The organism is Streptomyces sp. NPDC054841, from assembly GCF_053611045.1.
Window position 1 is genome coordinate 1 of sequence record NZ_JBSGZO010000148.1, and the last position, 17,700, is coordinate 17,700.

Consider the following 17,700-nt stretch of genomic DNA (forward strand, 5'->3'; position numbering starts at 1 on the left):
TTTCCGGTGCCCGCCCGTTGTCGTCATGTGCGTGCCATAAGATCGCACGAACCATCGAACAGGTCGTCGAACGGCTCATCGAGAAGCTCGGGGGGAATGCGTGGGCAAGCGTTCAGCGGGCCGGAAACGACCCCGCTTACTCCTGCTCGGCGCCGCGCTGGTCGCCGTGTCCCTCGGCGCGGGTGCGGCCGTGGCCCACTGGGAGAGGACCGCCGCGGTTCCGCTGTCCGAGGCCCTGCTGCCCGCCGCCCCGGACCTGACGCCCGCTCCCCGGCCGACGCCCCCCGCACCGCCCGCGCCCACAGCCCGCCCCGGCGGCCCGTCCGGCGCCACCGGCGGCAGCAGCAGCGCCGGGGCGGCCCCCGACGCCCCGGTCAGGCCCTCCACCCCACCGCCGCGGAAGCCGACGCCCCCCGCCGACGTGCCCGTATCGGGCGTCGGCACGTTCACCACCGCCCGGTCCTCCGGCAGCCCGGTCGGCTCCGGCCCGCTGCGCCGCTACCGGGTCGAGGTCGAGAACGGTATCGACGTGGTCCCCGGCGCGAGCGTCTCGGCGGCCGAGGCCGCGGCCGAGATCGAGCAGATCCTCGCCCACCCCCGCTCCTGGGCGGCGCACGGCCGGGGCTCCTTCCAGCTGGTCTCCGCCGGCGCCGAGGCCGATTTCGTCATCCGTATCGCCACGCCGGACACCGCCGACGAGCTCTGTCTCGCCGAGGGGCTGAACACCGGCGGCCAGCTGAACTGCGAGACCACCGACGGCGTCGTGGTCAATCTGCGGCGCTGGGTGCTCGGTTCGCCGACGTTCTCCGGGCCGCCCTCCGAGTACCGGCATCTGATCATCAACCACGAGGTCGGTCACGAGATCGGCATCCGGGACCACATGGGCTGCCCGGGCACGGGCGAGCCGGCCCCGGTGATGATGCAGCAGATCAAGGGCCTGAAGGGCTGCGTCTCCAATGCCTGGCCGTACGACAGTGACGGAAGCTACATCACAGGCCCTGCCATCCCTTGAACTGCGGATTATGATGCCCGCAGGGGACCGGAGCTCCGAGACCACCAACGGAAAGGGGCGGACCGCTACCCGGACACCCGTATCAGGAGACAGCGATGTCGCAGTATCCCGATGCCTCCGGAGCCGGTTCGGTCACCCCGAATCTCGACTTCGCGGGCACTACCCCGTACGAGGACTACGTCCAGGCGGACGTCCTCACCCATCTCCAGCACCCCCTCTCCGACGATCCCGGAGAAATGGTCTTCCTGGTCACCACCCAGGTGATGGAGCTGTGGTTCACCGTCATCGTGCATGAGTGGGAGACCGCCTCCCAGGCCCTGCGCCGCGACGATCTGCCCGTCGCGATGGACGCCCTGAAGCGTTCCGTGCGGGAGCTGGACGCGCTGAACGCCTCGTGGCGGCCGCTCGCGCAGCTCACCCCCATGCAGTTCAACGCGTACCGCAGCGCGCTCGGCGAGGGCTCCGGCTTCCAGTCCGCCATGTACCGGCGCATGGAGTTCCTGCTCGGCGAGAAGTCCGCGTCGATGCTGGTCCCGCACCGCGCCGCCCCGCGTGTCCACGCCGAGCTGGAGAAGGCCCTGCAGCAGCCGAGCCTCTACGACGAGGTGCTCCGGCTGCTCGCCCGCCGCGGGCTGCCCGTGCCGGACGCGGTCCTCGACCGTGATCCCTCGCAGCGCTACGAGCCGTCGCCCGAGGTCGAGGCCGTCTGGGCCGCCGTGTACGCCACCGACGACCAGGACAGCGAACTGGTACGGCTCGGCGAGGCGTTGACCGACGTCGGCGAACTGGTGTGGCGCTGGCGCAACGACCATCTCGTCGCCACCCGGCGGGCCATGGGTGCCAAGGCGGGTACCGGCGGCTCGGCGGGCGTCGCCTGGCTGGAGAAGCGGGCCGCCAAGAACGTGTTCCCCGAGCTGTGGACTGCGAGGAGCCATGTCTGACGTGTCGACGGACCTCGCGGAGAAGGCGGCGGCGCTGGACGCCGCGGACGAACTCGCCAAGCAGCGCGAGCTCTTCGCGCTCGACGAGGGCACGGTGTACCTGGACGGGAACTCGCTCGGCGCGCTGCCGCGCCACGTCCCGGACCGGCTGGCCGACGTCATCACCCGGGAGTGGGGCGAGCTGCGCATACGCTCCTGGGGCGAGAGCGGCTGGTGGACCGCGCCCGAGCGGATCGGCGACCGGATCGCGCCGCTCGTCGGCGCGGCACCCGGCCAGATCGTGGTCGGCGACTCGACCAGCGTCAACGTCTTCAAGGCGCTGGTCGCGGCGGTCCGCATGGCCCCGGACGACCGGGAGGAGATCGTCGTCGACGCGACGACCTTTCCCACGGACGGGTACATCGCCGAGTCCGCGGCCCGGCTGACCGGCCGCCGTCTCGAGCCCGTCACCCCGGCGGAGCTGCCCGCCGCGCTCGGCCCGCGCACGGCCGTCGCGCTGGTCAACCACGTCGACTACCGCACCGGCCGGCTGCACGATCTGCCGGCGCTCACCGCGGCCGTGCACGAGGCGGGCGCCCTGGCCGTCTGGGACCTGTGCCACAGCGCGGGCGCGCTGCCCGTCGGGCTCGACGCGCACGGCGTGGACCTGGCGGTCGGCTGTACGTACAAGTATCTGAACGGAGGCCCGGGTTCACCGGCGTATCTGTACGTCGCCGAGCGCCACCAGGACCGGTTCGACTCGCCGCTGCCCGGCTGGAACTCGCACGCGGATCCGTTCGCCATGACTCCTGGGTTCGCGGCGGCGGACGGGGCTCTGCGGGGCCGGGTCGGTACGCCCGACATCCTCTCGATGCTGGCTCTGGAGGCGGCCCTGGACGTGTGGGACGGGGTCGCGGTGGAGAACGTACGGGCCAAGTCGCTCGCCCTGACCGACTTCTTCCTGGAGTGCGTGCAGGCGTACGTACCGGACGGGAGGGTCAGCCCGCTCACGCCGGCGGCGCACGCCGAACGGGGCAGTCAGGTGGCGCTGTCCTGCCCGGACGCGCCCGCCGTCATGGAGGCGCTGATCGCGCGGGGAGTGGTCGGCGATCTGCGCCGCCCCGACGTGCTGCGGTTCGGGTTCACTCCGCTGTATGTCGGATTCGCGGACACCGAGCGCGCGGCACGCGTCCTCGCGGACGTGCTCGCGGAGGTTCCTGCCTCACCGCGCGGCTGATCGCAGGGTGAGGGGGCCAGGCCCGGTCCAGCCGATCGGGCTGGCCCGGGCCTGGTACCGTCCCCGCTGGTCAGGCCAATTCGGCCCCCTCACCGAAAGGTTGGAGCAGCATGCCGGACTCCGCCGCCGCTCGCGACGCCGCCGAGGAAGCCTCGGCCCTGTCGCATCCGGCCGTTGCCCCTGACGCCTCGGCCTCGTACGGCGAACACCCCGACCAGGTCGTCGACTTCTACGCGCCGCGCGACGGCCGGGACCGGGCGCCGCTCGTGGTGGTGCTGCACGGCGGGGCGTGGCGGGGGCCGTACGACCGGCAGCACGTCACGCCGTTCGCGGACTTCCTGGCGCGGCGCGGTTTCGCCGTGGCCAATGTGGAGTACCGCAGGGGCAGCTCGCTGCCCCAGCAGCGGGACGGCGGCGACGCGGCCGGGGAGGGTGGTGGTGCGGTCGCGGGCCGCTGGCCGGAGACGTTCGACGACGTCGCCGCCGCGCTCGACGCGCTGCCCGAGCTGACCCGTACGGCGCTGCCGCAGGCCGACCCGCGTCGGATGGTCGTCACCGGCCACTCGGCGGGCGGTCATCTCGCGCTCTGGGCGGCCGCCCGGCACGTCCTGCCCGCCGACGCGCCGTGGCGGCTGCCGGCACCACCGCTGCTGCGCGGTGTCGTCGCGCTCGCCCCGATCGCGGATCTCGGCCGGGCGGCCGAGCTGTCCGTGTGCGACGGCGCGGTGTACCAGCTGCTCGGCGGGGAGCAGGGGTACGAGGAGCGGGCGGGGCACGCGGACCCGGCGCTGCTGCTGCCCACCGGTATCGCGACGACCGTCGTCCAGGGCCGGGAGGACACCGTCGTCCCCCAGGCCGTCGCCGAGGCGTACGTCGACGCGGCGGCGAAGGCGGGCGAGACGGTCGGGCTCACGCTGCTGGACGACGTCGGCCACTTCCCGCTGATCGATCCGGCGGCGGACGCGTGCGCGGTGGTGGCGGAGGAGATCGCCCAGCTCGCCTGGTGAGGCGACTGGGGCTCCGCTCCGGCCCCGGTTCAAGAACGCATCAGCCTTGCGGACAGGAACTGACCGCAAGGCTCCCTACGGTCGTTCCCATGACGAACACCCAGAAGGTCCTTGTCACCGGAGCCACCGGAACCGTCGGCCGCCAGGTCGTCGCCGAGCTGCTGGACCGCGGCCACGCGGTCCGCGCCCTCACCCGGGACGCCACCAAGGCCGCGTTCCCCGACGGCGTGGAGGTCTTCCAGGGCGACCTCACCGATCCCGCGAGCGTGGTCCCCGCCCTGGAAGGGGTCACCGGCCTGCATCTGATCACCTTCGGCGGGGCGTACTTCGCCCCGCTGGAGACCGGGCCGCAGATCCTCCGGCAGGCTCGCGCGGCCGGCGTCCGCCGGGTCACCGTGCTGCACGGCGGCGGGCCGTCCCCGCTGGAGGATGCCGTACGCGCCGAAGACGGCCTGGACTGGACGGTGCTCATGCCGGTCGAGTTCATGGGCAACGCCCTGGAGTGGGCGGGCGGCGTCCTGGCCTCGGGCGAGGTCCGCGAGCCGTTCACCGGCCGGCTCAGCGCCATGGTCCACGAAGGTGACATCGGGGCCGTCGCCGCGGTCGCGCTCACCGAGGAGGGTCATGGAGGCCGGGAGTACGTGATCACCGGCCCGGAGCTGCTCACCGTGGCCGACAAGGTGTCGACCCTCGCGGCCGCCCGGGGCAAGGACATCGCGCTCGTCGAGCTGACCCCCGAGCAGGCCGTCGAGCAGTGGCGTGCGGCGGGCCACCCCGAGGACGTGATCGGCTTCCTGCTGGAGGCGTACGGGAACACCCCGGAGGTGGGCCGCACCGTCGCCGGCACCGTGGAGAAGATCACCGGCCGCCCGGCCCGTACCTTCGCCCAGTGGGCGGCGGAGCACGCGGACGCGTTCCGCGGGTAGTACCTGGGACGGACGTGGAAGTATCCGCATCACAGGTGACGACCGCGTCCGCCCGCCCCCGTACCTTGGCTGACGTGACAGATTCGCAGACCACGCAGCGCATACCGCGCTCACCGCGCACCGATGCCGAGAGCCGCAGCCCCGAGTTCCGCCTGGCCATGGGCGCGCTCGGTGGTCTGCGGCAGGAACTCTTCCACGGCGCTTTCGCCTACCGTCCGCTGGCGCCGCTGGCGGCCGACGGGAGGGTGATCCGCCGGCTGCCGCGGCGGATACGCCGGTACGCGATCTGGACGCCGCACGCGGTCGTCGCGGGCGTCGCCCTGCTGGTGCTGTTCGGGGGTGCGACCACGTACGGGGGATACGGTCTCGCCGCGGTCGTCGTCGCGGCGGTCCCCACGGCCGCGGTGCTGATGACACTGGTCCGCCCGGTGCTGGCGTTCTGGGCCTCGCTCGCCGCCACGCTCTTCGTCTCGGTCATTGCCAACCCGTGGGACGACTGGCCCTGGTCGGGCGTCACGTTCGCCTCGCACGTCGCCGTCCTCGTCTTCGTCGCATTGCGCACCCGGCCGCGCACCGCCGTGTTGATGTGGCTGCTGACGGGGGCGTACGGATTCGTCGCCGAGAGCGTTCTGAGGCGGGGGTACGAAAGCGGCACCACCGGTCCCCTGCTGGTCTTCTCGGCCGTCGTGCTGCTGGTGGTGGCCCTGGTCCAGGTCCGCCGCGAGGCGCGACAGGAGGTCGCCGTCCAGCAGAGCGTCACCGCCGTCGAGCGCGACCGCCGCACGCTGCTGGAGGAGCGCACCACCATCGCTCGCGAGCTGCACGACGTGGTCGCCCACCACATGTCGGTCGTCGCGATCCAGGCGGAGGCCGCGCCGTACCGGGTGGAGAACCCGCCGCCGGAGCTGGAGCAGGCCTTCGCCACGATCCGCGAGAACGCGGTGGCGGCGCTCACCGAACTGCGCCGTGTCCTCGGCGTCGTACGGGCGGAGGACTACGAGGCGCCGGACGCGCCGCAGCCGACGCTCGCCGACCTCGACGGGCTCGTCGGCAACGTCCGCGACGCGGGCCTCGACGTCGATCTCGCGATCATGGGCGCGGTGCGCCAACTTCCGCAGGGCGTCGAGCTGTCGGCGTACCGGATCATCCAGGAGGCGCTGAGCAACGCGCTGCGCCACGCACCCGGCGCGCCCGCCAAGGTCGAGGTCTCGTACGTCCTCGGCGGCCTGGGCCTGCGGATCGTCAACGGCCCGGCGCGGGGCCTGGTGAAGCCCTCGCCCGGTGCGGGTCACGGCATCACCGGCATGCGGGAGCGGGTGACGATGCTGAACGGCGAGATGACCGCCGAGCCGACGGAGGACGGCGGCTACGAGGTCGCCGCGTTCCTCCCCGTCGCGAAGGACGAGACCGCATGACCATCCGGGTCCTGATCGTCGACGACCAGATGATGGTCCGCGAGGGCTTCTCCGTCCTGCTGAACGCCATGCCCGACATCGAGGTCGTCGGCGAGGCGGTCAACGGGCGTGAGGCGATCGCGCAGGTCGCCGCCCTGCACCCGGACGTCGTCCTGATGGACATCCGGATGCCCGAGCTCAACGGCATCGAGGCGACCCGCGAGATCGTCGCGGCCGACGCCGACGCGAAGGTGCTGGTCCTGACGACCTTCGACCTCGACGAGTACGTGTACCAGGCGCTGCGCGCCGGGGCCTCCGGCTTCCTGCTCAAGGACGCGTCGGCGCGGCAGCTCGCCGACGGGGTACGGGTGGTGGCGGCGGGCGAGGCGCTCCTCGCACCGACGGTCACACGCCGCCTGATCACCGAGTTCTCCCGTATCTCCGCGGCCCCGCGGCCCCCGGCACTGGCGCAGATCGGCGATCTGACCGAGCGCGAGACGGAGGTCCTGGTCCTCATCGCGCAGGGCCTGTCGAACGCGGAGATCGCCTCCCACCTCGTAGTCGCCGAGTCCACGATCAAGACGCACGTCAGCCGCATCCTGGTGAAGCTGGGGCTGCGGGACCGTACGCAGGCGGCGGTGTTCGCGTACGAGGCGAGGCTGGTCACGCCGGGGTAGCCGGGCTAGCGTCCGCACATGGCCGAACTCTTCCAGCCCTGGTCGCCCGCCTTCGTCGCCGACCCGTACCCCGCGTACGCGGAGCTGCGCGCCCGGGGCCGGGTGCACTGGTTCGAACCGACGCGGCAGTGGCTGGTGCCGCACCACGCCGATGTGTCGGCGCTGCTGCGGGACCGCCGTCTGGGCCGTACCTACCTGCACCGATTCACGCACGAGGAGTTCGGGCGGACGCCCCCGCCGGCCGCGCACGAGCCGTTCCACACGCTCAACGACAACGGTCTGCTCGATCTCGAGGCGCCGGACCACACCCGGATCCGGCGGCTGGTGACGAAGGCCTTCACGCCGCGTACGGTCGAGGCGCTCACGCCGACCGTGCGGCGGCTCGCGGCCGGGCTGGTGGGCGAGCTGGTGAAGGCGGGCGGCGGCGATCTCCTCGCGGACGTCGCCGAGCCACTGCCGGTGGCCGTGATCGCGGAGATGCTGGGGATTCCGGAGGCGGACCGGGGTCTGCTGCGGCCCTGGTCGGCGGACATCTGCGGGATGTACGAGCTGAACCCGTCGGAGGAGACCGCGGCCCGGGCCGTCCGCGCGTCGCTCGAATTCTCGGCGTATCTGCGGGAGTTGATCGCCGAGCGGCGCAAGGCCCCGGGCGAGGATCTGATCTCCGCGCTGATCTCCGCGTACGAGGAGGGCGACAGGCTCAGCGAGCAGGAGATGATCTCCACGTGTGTGCTGCTGCTGAACGCCGGCCATGAGGCGACCGTCAACACCACCGCGAACGGCTGGTGGACGCTGTTGCGCCACCCCGAGCAGCTCGCCGCCCTCCGTGCCGACCACACGATGCTGTCCACAGCTGTGGAAGAACTGATGCGGTACGACACCCCGCTGCAGATGTTCGAGCGCTGGGTCCTCGACGACATCGAGATCGGCGGCACCGTCGTCCCGCGCGGCTCGGAACTGGCCCTCCTCTTCGGCTCCGCCAACCGCGACCCGGCCCGCTTCGAGCGCCCCGACGAGCTGGACCTGTCCCGCCCCGACAACCCGCACATCACCTTCGGCGCGGGCATCCACTACTGCCTGGGTGCTCCGCTCGCCCGCATCGAGCTGGCGGCGTCTTTCGGGGAACTGCTGCGCGAGGCACCGACGATGCGGTTGGCGGCGGAGCCGGAGTGGAGGCCGGGGTATGTGATCCGGGGGGTGCGGGAGCTGCGCGTGGAGCTGTGACGGGGCACCGCCCCGGACCCCGCGCCTCGATCTCCCCCTACGCCCTGCGGGCGTGGGGGCCTCGGCGCGGCTTGAAGACCAAGCCCGTCCGGGGGTCCCCAGGCGAAGCTCTGGGGGAGATCGAGGACACGGCTGAAGGCCGTACGGGGTCGGGGAGTGTGCCCCCGGAACCCGCCGCGGGTGCGCCGTGGTCAGGTTGTCAGGTCACGGCGCCGCAGGCCCGCCAGGCCCGCTGTCGCCAGGGCGGCGGTCGGCGTCGTCAGCATCAGCACCGGTGCCCGGCGCATCTCAGGACCCGGCGGCGACGGCCGGACCCTGCCGGGGGTGCGTCGTGGTCAGGTTGTCAGGTCACGGCGCCGCAGGCCTGCCAGGCCCGCTGTCGCCAGGGCGGCGGCCAGCGTCGTCAGCATCAGCACCGGTGCCCAGCGCATCTCAGGACCCGGCAGCGACGGCAGGTGCTCGAACGGCGACAGGTTCAGCACCGCCTGCGGCAGGTCCAGCGCCGGGCCGATCCACCCGAGCCCCAGGGACAGGCCCGTCGCCGCCCACGCGGCCACCACCGCCTTCGGGAAGGCGCCGTGCAGCAGCACCGCGACACCCCCCAGCGTCCAGATCGCCGGGAGCTGCACCAGGCAGGCGCCCAGGACCGGGCCGAGGTCCTGCCCGTACCCGATGGCCAGACCCGCACCGGCGAGCAGCATCATCAGCGCGGCCCCGCCGAAGGCGATGAGCAGATGGCCCGCCGCCCACCGCACGCGTCCCACCGCGGCGGCCAGCAGCGGCTCGGCGCGCTGCCCGGTCTCCTCGCCGTGCAGCCGCAGCACCGACTGCACGATGTACAGCGCGGTCACCATGCCGAGCATGCCGACCATGCCCGCGAGGAAGGCGTTGGTGAGTCCCGACTGCCCGCCCATCCGCTCGACGATCTCGCGGGTCCGCTCGGAGCCGCCGACCAGTTCGGTCGCGCCTTCGGTCATCGCGCCGAACATGATGCCGGTGGCCAGCAGGCCGATGCCCCAGCCGAGCACGCTGCCGCGCTGCAGCCGCCAGGCGAGGCCGCCGGCCGTGGTGATGCGCCCGGCGGCGGGACCCGGGCGGGTCGGCAGGAAGCTCATGCCGATGTCACGCCGCCCGGCCAGGCCGAACGCCACGGCGCCCTGCACCACGACCGCCCCGGCGAACAGCAGCAGGATCCACCAGCGTTCGTCGGCGAAGGAGCGCACGTTCTCGGCCCAGCCGACCGGCGACAGCCAGGTCAGCACGGACGAGCCGTCGTCGGTCCCGGCGTCGCCCGCGGCCCGCAGCACGAAAGCGAACCCGAGCACGGCGGCGGTCAGGCCCTTGGCCAGCCGCGCGCTCTCGGTGAGCTGCGCGACGATCCCTGCCATGGTGGCGAAGAGCATGCCGGCGCCACCGATGGCGAGCCCGAGCGCCAGCGCGCCGGCTCCTCCTTCACCCCGCAGACCGGCCGCGACGACCAGTGCCAGCGCCGCGTCGGCGATGAGCGCGGTGAGCAGCGCCGCGGTCAGGGGGGCGCGTCGCCCCACCACCGCCGAGGACAGGAGCTCCTGACGCCCCGTCTCCTCCTCCTCGCGGGTGTGCCGGATCACGATGATCAGGCTCATGATGCCGGCCAGCAGCGCGCCGAAGGTGACGTAGCGCCAGGCGACGATGCCGCCGACCGAGTCGCTGAAGGCCGGACCGTACACGGCGCGCAGCGAGCCGTTGCCGGCCATGGTGCTGACGACTTCGGCCCGGTCGGCGGCGGTGGCGTAGAGGGTCTTGAGTGAGCTCGGGGCGCCGGCGATGACGCCGCCGGTCACGAGCACCCAGACGGGCAGCATGATCCGGTCGCGGCGCAGCGCGAGCCGCAGGAGCGCCCCCGTGCCGGCCAGCGGTCGTGAGCCGCCGGTCCGCCGGGTGAACGCCGCGGTCCGTGCGACGGCGGTCATCGTGACATCGCCTCTTCCGCGCCTTCCGCGCCTTCCGCGCGTACGTCGTCCTGGTAGTGGCGGAGGAACAGCTCCTCCAGGGTGGGCGGGGTGCTGGTCAGCGACCGCACGCCCGACTCGGACAGCGTCTTCAGGACTGCGTCCAGCTTGTCCGTGTCGACCTGGAGCCTGACGCGCTTGCCCTGGACGGTGAGGTCGTGCACGCCGGGCAGATGGGCGAGCCCGTTGGGCGCGCCCGCGAGCTCGGCGCTCACGCTCGTACGGGTCAGATGGCGCAGATCGGCGAGCGAGCCGGTCTCCACGGTGACGCCCTTGCGGATGATGCTGACCCGGTCGCACAGCGCCTCGACCTCGCTCAGCACATGGCTGGAGAGCAGGACGGTCCGGCCGCGGTCGCGCTCCTCGGCGACGCACTGCTGGAAGACCTCCTCCATCAGCGGGTCGAGTCCGCTCGTCGGCTCGTCGAGGATGAGCAGTTGGACATCGGACGCGAAGGCGGCGACCAGGGCGACCTTCTGCCGGTTCCCCTTGGAGTACGTACGTCCCTTCTTGGTGGGGTCCAGCTCGAACCGCTCGATCAGCCGGTTCCGCCGCTGTTTGTCCAGTCCTCCGCGGAGCCGGCCGTAGAGGTCGATGACCTCGCCGCCGGAGAGATTGCGCCAGAGGGTCACGTCGCCGGGGACGTACGCGATCTGCCGGTGCAGCTCGACCGAGTCCTTCCAGGGATCCTTGCCGAGCAGCTGGGCGGCGCCGGAGTCGGCGCGCAGCAGGCCCAGCAGGACCCGGATGGTGGTGGACTTCCCGGCGCCGTTGGGGCCGAGGAAGCCGTGGACCTCACCGGTCTCGACCGCGAGGTCGAGGCCGTCCAGCGCCTGGGTACGCCCGAACGACTTGTGCAGTCCGGCGACCGTGATTGCCTTCGTCATGCTTCAGAACGTACGTTAGATTCACAAATTTGTGAAGTTAAGGAAGCATATAAACTCGGGACAGGGCCGTGAGCAGGGGAGATGATCCGGTGGTGACCGAACAGACCGAGTACGAGCAGAACGAGCGGAACGAGCGGGGTGAACAGAACGAGCGGGGCGAGCGGGACGCAGCCGCGGTCTCCGACTTCGTCGAACGCTTCGCCGCGCAGCTCGTCGAGGCGGGCATGACCCGGATGCCGGCTCGCGTCTTCGCCGCCCTGCTCGCCTCCGACTCCGGCACCCTGACCTCGGCCGAGCTCGGCGAACGACTCCAGGTCAGCCCTGCCGCGGTCTCCGGCGCGGTGCGTTATCTGGCGCAGCAGCACATGGTCTCGCGGGAGCGCGAGCCCGGTTCGCGGCGCGAGCGCTACCGCGTGCACAGCAATCAGTGGTACGAGGCGCTGACCAACCGTGACGCGGTCCTGAAGCGCTGGTCGGACGCCCTGCGTGAGGGCGTCGTCAGCCTCGGCCCCGACACCCCGGCCGGGCGCCGGCTGGCGGAGACCGTCGCGTTCTTCGACTTCATCCAGGACGAACTGGCCGGGATGATGGAGCGCTGGCGCGAGCACCGCGAGCGGACCTTCGGCGCGTCCTGACGGCTCCGGCGGGGCCGGTCATCACCGCGTCTCCTCCTCGCCGCATTCCTGCGGCAGCTGATCCAGCGGCAGGTCGGGCTGTTCCACGCCTGAGTCCTTCGAGCGCGGCCCGCAGGGGAGCCGGCGAGGGCGGTGCTGGTCACCCGCGGGCCGCTCGGATCCGGCCCGTCCGGGGCCCCCAGGCGAAGCTCCGGGGGGAGAGCGAGGACACGGCCGAAGGCCCTACGCCCCGGACTGCGCCGGCAGCGTCAGCGACCACGCCTTCGGCCGCAGCGTCCACGTCCGGTGCCTGACCGGGCCAGTGATCAGCGCGTCCGCGCGGTAGCGGAAGTCCGTGCCCGAGACCGTGACCACCTTCGCCAGCGTGCGCAGCGGCTCCGCCGCCGCGTGGCGGTGGACGGTCACCTCCGCGGCCCCCTCGGCCGCGCGTACCCGTACGTCCTCCACCGGATCGTCCAGGTCGCTCAGCACCACCCCGTCCACCTCCACCCGCAGCCGGTGCGCGCGCACGGCGGGCGGGGCGGGCGGGACCTGGCGGACGAGCGTACGGACCAGGGAGCGGCAGGTGTGCCACACCGAGCCCGCGGGCGCCGCCGGTACCGCGGCCGCCGAGGAGGCCGGGATGCGCAGGTCCCCCAGCACCACCCCGTCGCTGTCGTCGACGAGCAGATCCAGATGGTGCGCCGCCCCGTCGAGAACCGTCCGCGCGGCCGCCACCGCACCGGTCGGCACGCCGAGCGTGCGCGCGAGCTCCACGGATGTGCCGATGCCGACCGGGACGAGCGACAGTGCCTCGTCCGCGAGCTCGCGGGCCCGGTGCAGCAGAGCGACCGCGCGCAGCAGCGCACGGTCGTCACCGACCACGACGAGCCGCCGCGAACCCCTTCTGGCCAGGGCCCGGGAAAATTCTTCGGGCCCGTCGGGCAGGCAGATTTTCGCCGCCGACCCGGCACACAACACATCCTTCACGATCCGAACGGACTCGCCGTCGATACGGCGGGCGACCGGGTCGATGACCACCAGGAGCTGGTCGTGAGCCGACACCTCGGTCCTTCCTCGGGTAGCATCTTTGTGCAAGAGCCCCTTGCGCTATTGCGCCAGGGGCTTCGTCTATTCCGGGGCACACCGGTTTGGCGGCTCAGGCCCCCTGACCTTGGACATGCCCCGCCCGGAAGGGGTGTACGCCTGTGCCCGCACTTGTGCTGCTCGGTGCTCAGTGGGGTGACGAAGGCAAGGGAAAGGCCACCGACCTCCTCGGTGGGTCTGTTGATTACGTGGTGCGTTACCAGGGCGGTAACAATGCCGGCCACACGGTTGTCGTCGGCGACCAGAAGTATGCGCTCCACCTCCTCCCTTCCGGAATCCTCTCGCCGGGGTGCACCCCGGTCATCGGCAACGGAGTCGTCGTCGACCCGGCGGTCCTGCTCTCCGAGCTGAGCGGGCTGAACGAGCGCGGCGTCGATACGTCCAAGCTCCTGATCAGCGGTAATGCTCATTTGATCACCCCGTACAACGTCACTCTCGACAAGGTGACGGAACGGTTCCTCGGTAAGCGCAAGATCGGCACGACCGGCCGCGGTATCGGCCCGACGTACGCCGACAAGATCAACCGCGTCGGCATCCGCGTCCAGGACCTCTACGACGAGTCGATCCTGACCCAGAAGGTCGAGGCGGCGCTGGAGAGCAAGAACCAGCTCCTCGCCAAGGTCTTCAACCGCCGCGCGATCGAGGCGGACCGGATCGTCGAGGAGATGCTCCAGTACGCGGAGCAGATCAAGCCGTACGTCGCCGACACCACGCTGATCCTGAACAACGCCATCGACGAGGGCAAGGTCGTCCTCTTCGAGGGCGGCCAGGGCACGCTCCTCGACGTCGACCACGGCACGTACCCCTTCGTCACCTCCTCGAACCCGACCGCGGGCGGCGCCTGCACAGGCGCGGGCGTGGGCCCGACGAAGATCAGCCGTGTCATCGGCATCCTCAAGGCGTACACGACCCGCGTCGGCGCAGGCCCGTTCCCGACGGAGCTCTTCGACGACGACGGCGAGGCGCTGCGCCGCATCGGCGGCGAGCGCGGTGTCACCACCGGCCGCGACCGCCGCTGCGGCTGGTTCGACGCGGTCATCGCCCGCTACGCGACCCGCGTCAACGGTCTGACGGACTTCTTCCTCACCAAGCTGGACGTGCTGACCGGCTGGGAGCAGATCCCGGTCTGTGTCGCGTACGAGATCGACGGCAAGCGGGTCGAGGAGCTGCCGTACTCGCAGACCGACTTCCACCACGCGAAGCCGGTGTACGAGTACCTGCCGGGCTGGTCCGAGGACATCACCAAGGCCAAGACCTTCGCCGACCTGCCGAAGAACGCGCAGGGCTATGTGAAGGCGCTGGAAGAGATGTCCGGCGCGCCGATCTCGGCGATCGGTGTCGGCCCGGGCCGTACCGAGACGATCGAGATCAACTCCTTCCTGTAGCCCGCGCAGTACAGAGGTACAGAGGTACAGGGGTACAGGGGACATACGAGGCGGCCTGTGGGACAGCGTTCCCACAGGCCGTCTTCAGTCCTCCCCACACACCCGCAGCCCCTTCGGCGTCGCACACGGCAGATGCCCGTGCGTGCTGATGACGTCCTGCCCGCTGCCCAGCCTCATGTAGCCGAGGAAGCTGGAGGCCAGCGAGTCGGCCGGCGGCTGCCCGTAGGTGTACGCGTACTCGATCTCCCGGTACGGGTACGCGCTCCTGCCGATCGTCTCGACCGACGGGGGCTCGCCGTCGATGTCGATGCGGTGGGCGCCCTTCAGGCCCGTGCCGCCGCGCAGTTCGCTGTAGCCGATGGCGCCCGGGAGCTTGGCCACGGTGGTCAGGACCTGTTCCGTGCTGTCGAGTAGTGAGTGTGGCCGGATGGGCCATTCCGTCGGCCGATGTTCGCCGCCCGTTCAGACGCTGTGGGCGTCAACCTGTCGAGCCGTGTCCCGTTCCATGGTCGTGGTCCGGACGGTCCGAGTGGTCCGGGTGGTCCGGACGGGGGTCCGGGTGGTCCGGACGGTCCTCGCAACGGCCGGAGCCGTCGTGGCCGGTCCAGCCGTCGCCCGCCACGACGGTGTGGACGAGGACGGGGGACGTGGATTCGGCGTACGTCGCGCCGCCGCTGTAGTGGGCGGTGAGGGAGTGGTCCCCGGGGGGCAGGGTGGGGATGCCGAGGACCGCCCTGCCGTCGCTGAGGGGGACGGTGCCCAGGGCCGTGGTGCCGTCGAAGAAGGTGACGGTCCCGTCGGCGGCGTATCGCCGTCGGCTCCGGACACGGTCGCCGTGAGGGTCACTTGTTGACGGCACGTGGACGGAAGATTCGAGGCGATCGGGTCGTGGTCGGGGTGGCCGCGCTGCGCACGGTGCCGAAGGCGACGTCCAGCGGTCCGACGCCGACCGGGATGGTGGCGGTGACCTGGTCGGTGACTGTGTTGATCACCGACACCGTGTTGTCGTTGCCGTTGGTGACGTAGGCCTTCTTGCCGTCGGGAGTGACGGCGGCTCCGATCGGTCCGACGCCGACCGGGATGGTGGCGGTGACCTGGTCGGTGGCTGTGTTGATCACCGACACCGTGTTGTCGTTGCCGTTGGTGACGTAGGCCTTCTTGCCGTCGGAAGTGACCGTGACGTCGAGCGGTCCGGTACCGACCGGGACGGTGGCGGTGATCAGGTTGGTCGCGGTGTCGATGACCGACACCGAACCGCTGATCGAGTTGGTGACGTAGAGCTTCTTGCCGTCGGGAGTGATCCCGGCCCCGAACGGCGCCACGCCTACCTGGATGGTGGCGGTGACCTGGTTGGTCGTTGTGCTGATCACCGACACCGTGTCGCCGTTCGAGTTGACGACGTAGGCCCTTTTGCCGTCGCGAGAGACGACGACCGCGAGCGGTACGGCGCCGACCGGGATGGTGGCGGTGACCTGGTCGGTCGCTGTGCTGATCACCGAGACGGAGTTGTCGACCGCGTTGGTGACATAGGCCTTCTTGCCGTCGCGTGAGACGGCGACACTGACAGGGAGCGTCCCGACCGGGATGGTGGAACTGACCGTGTTGGCCGCGGTGTCGATCACCGACACCGTGTTGCCGTTCTGGTTGGTGACGTAGGCCTTGGCGCCGTCGGGGGTGACCGCCACCCTGACCGGTCCGGCGCCGACCGGGACGGGGCTGCCTGCAACGGGAGCGGCCGGATTCGCGACGTTGATCACCGACACCGTGTTGTCGGCCTCGTTGGTGACGTAGGCGTAGGTCCCGGAGGGGACGGGCTGGACGGCCGTCGCCCGGACCTGGGGGAGCAGGACCGGGGAGAGGACGGCGAGGAGCAGGGCGACCAGCGCGGCCGCGGCGCGGCCCGCGGGGCCGAATGCGGTGCCGAATGCGGTGCGGGCTGCTGCTGCCCGCCCGCCTGGTACCGGGCGCCGGTAACGGTCCGTCCGAACCCCAGGAAACATGCCCGGTCCACCTCTCTTCACAGCATCCCGCCGGCGGACGTCGCATCAGCCATGCGGGAGGGACGGAACCGGCGCGGGCGCAGGGCCCGCGGCCGGCACACGACAAGCCACACTCATTGCATACCGTCATCGAATGACTAAGACTCAGGCATATCCGTCTTCGACCTGAATGGCCGTCACCGCAGCAGAGCAACCGAGTGGCGACCGCCGTGGGTCCAGCCGGTGCCGGCCTTGTGCGCGCGAGGGCGGGGCTGTGGTTCGGGTGAGGTGACGTCCTGGTTCAGGTGACGTACTGGTACGGGACGCCTGGGCTGTTGCCCGCCGGGGTGCGCACGACAACCGTCGCCGCCCCCGGAGTCCCTGCGGGAGCGATGGCGACGACCTGGGTGTTGGAGACCGTAGCGAAGGGCACCGAAACGCCCGCGAAGCGCACTTCGTCGGCGTAGGTGAGGTTGCTGCCGGTGATGGTGACGGTGGTTCCGCCGAGGGCGGGACCCGATGAGGGGGTGAGGCTGCTGATGACCGGATTCGCGAGGTAGGTGTAGTACGCGTTTCCCAGCCCGTTGGTGCTGGTGCCGCCCGGCGTGGTGACGGTGACGGCTACGGTGCCCGATCCGCTGGGCGCCAGTGCGGTGACCTGGGTGTCGGAGTCGATGCTGACACCGGTGGCCGTACTGGCTCCGAAGCGGACGGTGCTGGTGAGAGTCAGGTTGCTGCCGGTGATGGTGACGGAGTTTCCGCCGGCGAGGGGGCCCTTGTCCGGGCTGACCAGGCTGATGGCCGGAGCCGGGATGTAGAAGTAGGGCAATGGATTGCTGGCTCCGCCCGGCGTGGTGACCGTGACGTCGGCGGGGGCGGGCGGCCCCGCCGGCGCGGTGACGGTGACCTGGGTGGAGGTGTTGCCGGTGATGACGGCCGGACTCGAGTCGAACTCCACCGCGGTGGCCCCTGACAGGGCGCTGCCGGTGATGGTGACCGTGTTTCCCCCCGAGGTCGGTCCCCGGCCGGGTGCCAGAGAGCTGAGCACCGGGGTCGCGACGTAGGTGTAGGCGACGCCGTTGCTCGTGCCCGACGTCGAGACGACCGTGACGTTGACCGTCCCGGAGCCCGCCGGCGAGGTGGCGGTGATCTGGCTGGTGCTGATCACCGTGAACGAGGCCGAGACGGTTCCGAACCTCACGGCGGTGACCCCGGTGAAGCCGCTGCCGTTGATCGTCACCGCGGTCCCTCCCGCGGTCGGTCCCGTGTTGGGATTGAGACTGCTCACTACCGGGGCCATGAGATCTGTTCCTTCCTGCGCTCCTCAGGGTGCTGCGCCC

The 17,700-nt window shown here is 71.4% G+C and carries 16 protein-coding genes and 1 pseudogene; 10 read left to right on the forward strand and 7 right to left on the reverse strand.

Translation table 11 applies throughout. The annotated features are described in order from the left end of the window. Positions 1-100 precede the first annotated feature (100 nt). From ACWGI8_RS20635 to ACWGI8_RS20670, 8 genes are all read left to right on the forward strand, one after another. A complete protein-coding gene (locus ACWGI8_RS20635; protein ID WP_453662821.1) occupies positions 101-1,012 on the forward strand; it encodes a DUF3152 domain-containing protein in 912 nt (303 codons plus the stop codon). 95 nt (positions 1,013-1,107) lie between these two features. Further along, positions 1,108-1,953 (forward strand): tryptophan 2,3-dioxygenase family protein, encoded by an 846-nt coding sequence (locus ACWGI8_RS20640; RefSeq protein ID WP_453662823.1) that lies wholly within the window; start codon positions 1,108-1,110, stop codon positions 1,951-1,953. After that, entirely contained in the window at positions 1,946-3,169 is a 1,224-nt protein-coding gene (gene kynU, locus ACWGI8_RS20645) for a kynureninase (protein ID WP_453662825.1), read from the forward strand. The genes ACWGI8_RS20640 and kynU overlap by 8 nt, the downstream gene beginning before the upstream one ends. Before the next feature lie 110 nt (positions 3,170-3,279). Continuing rightward, positions 3,280-4,176, forward strand: a complete 897-nt coding sequence (locus ACWGI8_RS20650) for an alpha/beta hydrolase family protein (RefSeq protein WP_453662827.1) — start codon at positions 3,280-3,282, stop codon at positions 4,174-4,176. 89 nt (positions 4,177-4,265) lie between these two features. Beyond that, positions 4,266-5,102 (forward strand): NAD(P)H-binding protein, encoded by an 837-nt coding sequence (locus ACWGI8_RS20655; protein ID WP_453662829.1) that lies wholly within the window; start codon positions 4,266-4,268, stop codon positions 5,100-5,102. A gap of 65 nt (positions 5,103-5,167) precedes the next feature. Then, positions 5,168-6,517 carry a sensor histidine kinase gene (locus ACWGI8_RS20660; protein ID WP_453662830.1) on the forward strand — a complete coding sequence of 450 codons (1,350 nt, stop codon included), beginning with the start codon at positions 5,168-5,170 and terminating at the stop codon, positions 6,515-6,517. Next, positions 6,514-7,173 carry a response regulator gene (locus ACWGI8_RS20665; RefSeq protein ID WP_453662832.1) on the forward strand — a complete coding sequence of 220 codons (660 nt, stop codon included), beginning with the start codon at positions 6,514-6,516 and terminating at the stop codon, positions 7,171-7,173. The genes ACWGI8_RS20660 and ACWGI8_RS20665 overlap by 4 nt, the downstream gene beginning before the upstream one ends. 18 nt (positions 7,174-7,191) lie before the next feature. Next, positions 7,192-8,397 carry a cytochrome P450 gene (locus ACWGI8_RS20670; protein ID WP_453662833.1) on the forward strand — a complete coding sequence of 402 codons (1,206 nt, stop codon included), beginning with the start codon at positions 7,192-7,194 and terminating at the stop codon, positions 8,395-8,397. Between the two features lie 335 nt (positions 8,398-8,732). On the opposite strand, the gene ACWGI8_RS20675 is transcribed toward ACWGI8_RS20670, so the two are convergent. Both ACWGI8_RS20675 and ACWGI8_RS20680 read right to left on the reverse strand, forming a co-directional pair. Beyond that, positions 8,733-10,349 carry an ABC transporter permease gene (locus ACWGI8_RS20675; RefSeq protein WP_453662835.1) on the reverse strand — a complete coding sequence of 539 codons (1,617 nt, stop codon included), beginning with the start codon at positions 10,347-10,349 and terminating at the stop codon, positions 8,733-8,735. Then, positions 10,346-11,275, reverse strand: a complete 930-nt coding sequence (locus tag ACWGI8_RS20680; protein WP_453662837.1) for an ABC transporter ATP-binding protein — start codon at positions 11,273-11,275, stop codon at positions 10,346-10,348. Before ACWGI8_RS20680 ends, ACWGI8_RS20675 begins: the two co-directional genes overlap by 4 nt. Positions 11,276-11,364: 89 nt before the next feature. Between ACWGI8_RS20680 and ACWGI8_RS20685 the strand changes: the two genes are divergently transcribed. Next, entirely contained in the window at positions 11,365-11,910 is a 546-nt protein-coding gene (locus tag ACWGI8_RS20685) for a GbsR/MarR family transcriptional regulator (protein WP_453662839.1), read from the forward strand. A gap of 222 nt (positions 11,911-12,132) precedes the next feature. Here ACWGI8_RS20685 and ACWGI8_RS20690 read toward each other — a convergent pair whose 3' ends face one another. Next, positions 12,133-12,954, reverse strand: coding sequence for a diacylglycerol kinase (locus ACWGI8_RS20690; RefSeq protein ID WP_453662840.1), 822 nt, complete (start codon positions 12,952-12,954; stop codon positions 12,133-12,135). Positions 12,955-13,097: 143 nt separating this feature from the next. Between ACWGI8_RS20690 and ACWGI8_RS20695 the strand changes: the two genes are divergently transcribed. Then, positions 13,098-14,381: an adenylosuccinate synthase gene (locus ACWGI8_RS20695; RefSeq protein WP_453662842.1), complete on the forward strand. Its 1,284-nt coding sequence runs from the start codon at positions 13,098-13,100 to the stop codon at positions 14,379-14,381. Between the two features lie 84 nt (positions 14,382-14,465). Here ACWGI8_RS20695 and ACWGI8_RS20700 read toward each other — a convergent pair. The 4 genes and pseudogenes from ACWGI8_RS20700 to ACWGI8_RS20715 all read right to left on the reverse strand — a co-directional run. After that, a pseudogene (locus tag ACWGI8_RS20700) lies at positions 14,466-14,792 on the reverse strand (phosphate ABC transporter substrate-binding protein); the annotation flags it as partial. 67 nt (positions 14,793-14,859) lie between these two features. Continuing rightward, positions 14,860-15,240 carry an Ig-like domain-containing protein gene (locus tag ACWGI8_RS20705; protein ID WP_453662843.1) on the reverse strand — a complete coding sequence of 127 codons (381 nt, stop codon included), beginning with the start codon at positions 15,238-15,240 and terminating at the stop codon, positions 14,860-14,862. After that, entirely contained in the window at positions 15,224-16,381 is a 1,158-nt protein-coding gene (locus ACWGI8_RS20710) for a YVTN family beta-propeller repeat protein (RefSeq protein WP_453662844.1), read from the reverse strand. Before ACWGI8_RS20710 ends, ACWGI8_RS20705 begins: the two co-directional genes overlap by 17 nt. 280 nt (positions 16,382-16,661) lie before the next feature. Further along, positions 16,662-17,660 (reverse strand): IPT/TIG domain-containing protein, encoded by a 999-nt coding sequence (locus ACWGI8_RS20715; RefSeq protein ID WP_453662846.1) that lies wholly within the window; start codon positions 17,658-17,660, stop codon positions 16,662-16,664. Positions 17,661-17,700: the final 40 nt, after the last annotated feature.